Consider the following 3,400-nt stretch of genomic DNA (forward strand, 5'->3'; position numbering starts at 1 on the left):
GGGAGTGGACGGAGAAAAAGTAGCAATTCTTTCCCCGATGATTCCCGCACAACCGATTACGCCGGACTACCGCAATCGGCAGAATCAACTGATCTATAGTGGTAAATTTGCCGAAGAATGGTACACCGAAGAAATCATCCGTGCGGCGCAACAACTGACAGATAAAGACGTCACGTTTTGCATCGTAGGCGATAAGTTTCAAGGCGACTTACGCGCACGAAAAGGCGCGATTCAGCAGGCCTTCCAAGAAACAGCGAATATCGACTGGATGGGGGCTGTCTCCCGCGCGGAATCGCAAGCCTATATTGCCCAATCCGATATTGGGATTAGTTGGCGAAGTGAGACGATTGATAATGATGCATCCGTTGAATTATCGACGAAATTACTCGAATATGCCCGACTTGGCAAACCCGTGTTATTACGACGCACCAAAATGCATGAACAACTCCTTGGCGCGGATTACGAATTATTTGTTGATACAGAAGCCGACTTTTTTGGAGAAGACACAACTTGCCTTATCTGATTCTGCTGTCTACAGACGTGCAGCCAAAACTCTCTATGAAGCGAGCCAACACTTCACACTGGAAGCCTCTTATAACCGCTTGAAACAACTATTATGGAGTTACAACAAAGAGCCGATGAACTTGCTATTTGCCAGTCATGATTTGAAGTTTATGACAGACATCATCGACTATTTACAAGCGCAACCATGGATAAAGGTAAAAATAGACCACTGGAGCAATCATACCGAGCATGATGCGGCCAAAAGCCAAGAACTACTCGAATGGTAGATATGATTTTCTGTGAATGGGGATTAGGAAATGCCGTTTGGTATTCCAAACATAAGAAACCAGACCAAAAGCTACTCGTGCGCGTACATGCCCAAGAAAAAAGAACGCAACACCCGTTTCATTATAATATCGAAGCCATTGACCATATCATTGCCGTTTGTCCGTTCATTTTAGAAGAAATGCACCGTATTTGCCAGATTCCACGTCATAAAATGATTCTCATTGCCAACACGATTGATACGGAAAAACTCGATCGACCGAAACAAGCCAACATTGATTTTAATATCGGTATTTGCGGCGTAATTCCCAAAATTAAAGGACTCGATCAAGCGTTAGATATTTTTGAGCAACTGTGGCAAACCGATAATCGCTATACGTTGTTTATCAAAGGCAAGTTACCAAAAGATGTGCCATGGCTCATGGGACGAACTGCAGAACGCGAGTATTACGAAGCTGTTTTTGCGCGTATCCAGGCGGCACCATGGAAAGACCATGTTGTTTTTGATAAACATGGGAATGATGTCCACGAATGGTTACAAAAAATCGGTTATTTATTATCGACGAGTGAATCCGAAAGTTTCCATACCGTTTTGATGGAAGGCATGGCAGCAGGCACAACCCCATGCTTACTTTCATGGCCTGGCGTCGATACGGTGTACCCGGAGTATTCTATTTTCCAGTCACCAGAAGCTATCGTGGAGTTCATTCAGCACAACACCTTAACGAAAAAGAACCAGCAAATGTATCAAGCGTATGCCTATCAATATTTCAATAAAGCCAAGATTTGTCGTGAAATCGAAGCATTGCTGGTAGCGACATTTGAAGGGTGACAAGGAGAGATATGAACGTATGAAAACAGATGTAATCATTGAAAAACTAGCCACAACCGATCTCGGCTATCACGAAGGCATCGCATCGGTGCGCTTCAAAGCCCTTTATTTATTAGAAGCTACGTATGAATATGCGTACTATATTTACCATGACGGCCACATCATCGAGCGCCAATGGTACGAACCCATCGGTAAAAAGCAAATCACCATCACCTATCAACCAATTCGTAGTGGTGCTTACAAAATGCGTCTCTTTTTAAGGAAAAATGGACACGTTATTATTAACAAGCTGACGAATATGTTAAACGTAGACGTAGCGAATCAGCAAACGATTACGACAACATTGGAAAAAGAAGAAATCTATTACAATGATCATCCTGTGAAATATTTGTTCCAACCTGCGAAAACGCCATCTGATAAACTAGTGATTTCTTTCTCTGGCCTGCATTCAAATGAGTTTCGCGGAGGTCCACCAGTGTACAACCATTTCCGCACATTGTGGCCATGCGATGTCAACAAGCTCTTCATTTTAGATGAGTACAAAGGCCAGTTTTGTTATTACATGGGGCATAATCGTCGTTCGGATTACGAACGCTCTGTAATTGCGCTTATTATGACAAAAGCCAATGAACTAGGCATCTCTTCTCGTAACATTATCGCATCAGGATCTAGCAAAGGTGGCGCAGCGTCCTTATACTACGCGATGAAATATCATTTTGGAACAGCCATTGTTGGGGCGCCACAAGTTTTCTTAGCTAAGTTTTTGAAACAGCGTGCAACCAATGCACCGTTTGTCCGCAAAGGCTTAAACAATATGCTGGGTGAAGATAAGGCAGCAGGTGAGAAATATTACGATGAACTCATCATGAACCTTGTCGACACGAATACAACATTCCCAGATTTCATTTTCCACATTGGAAAAGGGGACTATCACTATCCACAGCACTTACAACCGTTACTGAAAAAATTAGACCAAAAAGGCGTTACGTATCAGCTAGATCTACAGGACTACAGTGACCACAACCAAACAGGCCAGTATTACGCTCCATTTTTATTTAAAACTATCTCTAAAATGATCCAAAAATAGGAAGAAGTGAACAAGCAGTGAAAGAAACAATCCAAATTCTAAAAGAGCAGGTGCAGCATTTTAACAAGATTACACGGATTGCGAGATATGATCAGCGTGCTACCTATCAAAGTCACTATTTAGGGATGGTATGGGAAGTACTTAGTCCGACCTTACAAGTGCTGATTTATTATTTCGTGTTTGGGATTCGGATGAATGGCTCCCAGATGATTGAAGGCAATGTGCCATATATCGTTTGGATGCTAATCGGGATCATCCCTTGGTTCTTTATTAGCGGGATTATCGTGTCGGGAGCCAATTCGATTTACGCAAACCTCAGTCTCGTCTCTCGTGTCAAGTTCCCGATGAGTATTTTACCTTCCATCACGATTTTTAAAGCGATGTATAGTTATGGCACCATGCTCGTTATTTTACTCTTCCTTTTTGTTTGCGAATCATATCTATCCAACCATCTATTGGACGCAGTTTTTGTATTATTTCGTATGCATGTGCTTCTTTTTATATGCGGTATCGTTATTCAATGCGACGATTACGATTCTTTTCCGAGATTATCAATTAATCATTGGCTCTGTCATGCGGTTAATGTTTTTCCTTTCAGGTGCTGTGATGGACGTGACAGCACACCCGGATTCCTTACTTACCAAAGCATTGAAGTTGAATCCCATCGTATATGTGATCGAAGGGTTCCGGGA

The 3,400-nt window shown here is 42.4% G+C and carries 5 protein-coding genes; all 5 read left to right on the forward strand.

Translation table 11 applies throughout. From position 1 onward, the window contains the following. The coding region (locus PRIP_RS15740; protein WP_036102576.1) for a glycosyltransferase at window positions 1-523 on the forward strand (523 nt) is incomplete at its 5' end. Beyond that, the gene (locus tag PRIP_RS16540; RefSeq protein ID WP_052008994.1) at window positions 495-791 is read left to right on the forward strand and encodes a hypothetical protein; all 297 of its coding nucleotides are present in this window, start codon (window positions 495-497) and stop codon (window positions 789-791) included. The genes PRIP_RS15740 and PRIP_RS16540, both read left to right, overlap by 29 nt. Continuing rightward, a complete protein-coding gene (locus PRIP_RS15745) occupies window positions 785-1,621 on the forward strand; it encodes a glycosyltransferase (protein WP_052008995.1) in 837 nt (278 codons plus the stop codon). Before PRIP_RS16540 ends, PRIP_RS15745 begins: the two co-directional genes overlap by 7 nt. A gap of 19 nt (window positions 1,622-1,640) precedes the next feature. Next, window positions 1,641-2,708 carry an accessory Sec system protein Asp2 gene (locus PRIP_RS16545; protein ID WP_052008996.1) on the forward strand — a complete coding sequence of 356 codons (1,068 nt, stop codon included), beginning with the start codon at window positions 1,641-1,643 and terminating at the stop codon, window positions 2,706-2,708. A gap of 17 nt (window positions 2,709-2,725) precedes the next feature. After that, on the forward strand, window positions 2,726-3,400 hold a 675-nt coding region (locus PRIP_RS15755), incomplete at its 3' end, for an ABC transporter permease (RefSeq protein ID WP_159101560.1).

The sequence above is a fragment of the Paenilisteria riparia FSL S10-1204 genome, assembly GCF_000525995.1.
GTDB classification, from domain to species: domain Bacteria; phylum Bacillota; class Bacilli; order Lactobacillales; family Listeriaceae; genus Listeria_A; species Listeria_A riparia.